Consider the following 1,630-nt stretch of genomic DNA (forward strand, 5'->3'; position numbering starts at 1 on the left):
CGCAAAAACCACAAATTGTACGAGAAAAATGTGTCAAGTAATATTGACAATATCAGACTGCAGTTATCAAACCAGACCGTGTAGAACCTTTAATAAACAGAAACTACAAAGAAATGGCCTTACACTATAGAACGACCATTGTACCTGCCAGAGTAAGTAAACCAAAAGATAAAGCTTCAGATGAAAACATGGTAGGTAATGTTTCGAGAAGAATAATCGCAGCACTTAGAAATAGACAGTTTTTTAGCATATATGAAATAAACCGGGCAATTTCAGAGGAACTTGAGAAGTTTATCAACAGACCTTTTCAGAAAATGGAGGGTAACAGGAAGACAGCTTTTGAAAAAATAGATAAACCTTGTTTGCAGCCATTGCCGGCAACAAAATATGAGTATTGCGACTGGGTAGAAACAAAAGTTGCATTTAATTATCATGTTGAATATAAAGGGTTTTTCTACAGCGTTCATTACTCCTATGCAAATCACAAATGTTGGATTAGGGCATCCTCAAGAACTATAGAAGTATATATAGGAAACGAGAGAATAGCGGTACACACCAGGAATTATGACAAATTTAATCGGTATAAAACATTAGAGGAACATATGCCCGAAGAGCATAAAGCAATTTATGCATGGAATTCTGAACGTTTTCTATCCTGGGCAGAAAAAACCGGTCCTTATACCCGGGAATTAATCAAAAAAATTCTTGAAAGCAGTGATTATCCTGTTCAGGGTTATCGAGCTTGTATGGGCATTATGAGACTTGCTAAAAGTCATTCAGCCGAAATAATGGAAACTGCCAGTAAAGAGGCTATAGATAAAAATGTTTTCTCATTCAAATATTTTAATATTATCCTTAAGCAAGTTGTTAACAATTCCTCAAAGAGGCAGGATGAAACAATTATTCAGCATGAAAATGTAAGAGGAAGTAGTGCTTACTCAGGAGGTGGTATATATGTTAATTAACCCAACTATAGAAAAATTAAGAGATATGAAACTTAAAGTTATGGCTCAACTACTGAGTGATTCAGATCCGGCTTTAAGAGAGTTGTCTTTCGAGGAGAGGCTCGGTATTATGGTTGAAAAAGAATGGGAGTCAAGAAAAAACTCAAGAATCAAAAGATATATACATAAAGCATCTTTTAGTATTAATGCATGCATTGAGGATATAGACTATACTTCGGACCGGAAGATTGATAAAAAGACTCTGCAAACTCTTTCTACCTGTACCTACATTATTCAGAAATTAAATATAGTGATTACAGGAAAAACCGGAAGCGGAAAGACATTTCTGGCATGTGCATTTGGTAACAGTGCTTGCCGTCATGGTTATACCGTTAAATACTACCGTATCCCGGAACTTTTGCTTGAAATACAAGACGCGAAAAACGAAAATAGATATAGCAAGTTTATGAGCCAACTTCAAAATGTAAAGCTTTTGATTTTAGACGATATAGGATTAAAATCATACACCTTAGAAGAAAGCAGGGATATACTTGAGATTGCGGAAAGCAGATACAATAAAGCTTCTACAATTCTTTCCGGACAGATTCCTCATACTCATTGGTATGATTTATTTCCTGACCCTACAATAGCAGATGCAATTATGGACAGGATAGTTCATAATGCAT

Annotated in this window: 2 protein-coding genes; both read left to right on the top strand. The window is 35.4% G+C overall.

What is annotated here, in order from left to right; genetic code table 11:
- Positions 1-113 precede the first annotated feature (113 nt).
- The gene (locus PLH43_RS13650) at positions 114-965 is read left to right on the top strand and encodes a hypothetical protein (RefSeq protein WP_324364034.1); all 852 of its coding nucleotides are present in this window, start codon (positions 114-116) and stop codon (positions 963-965) included.
- The coding region (istB, locus tag PLH43_RS13655; RefSeq protein WP_324364036.1) for an IS21-like element helper ATPase IstB at positions 955-1,630 on the top strand (676 nt) is incomplete at its 3' end. The genes PLH43_RS13650 and istB, both read left to right, overlap by 11 nt.

The organism is Acetivibrio sp. (genome assembly GCF_035371925.1).
Lineage (GTDB): Bacteria > Bacillota > Clostridia > Acetivibrionales > Acetivibrionaceae > Hungateiclostridium.

What these genes read in the sequence shown, in the direction of transcription:
- PLH43_RS13650 (WP_324364034.1), top strand. Translation starts at nt 114, where the DNA reads ATGGCCTTACACTATAGAACGACCATTGTACCTGCCAGAGTAAGTAAA.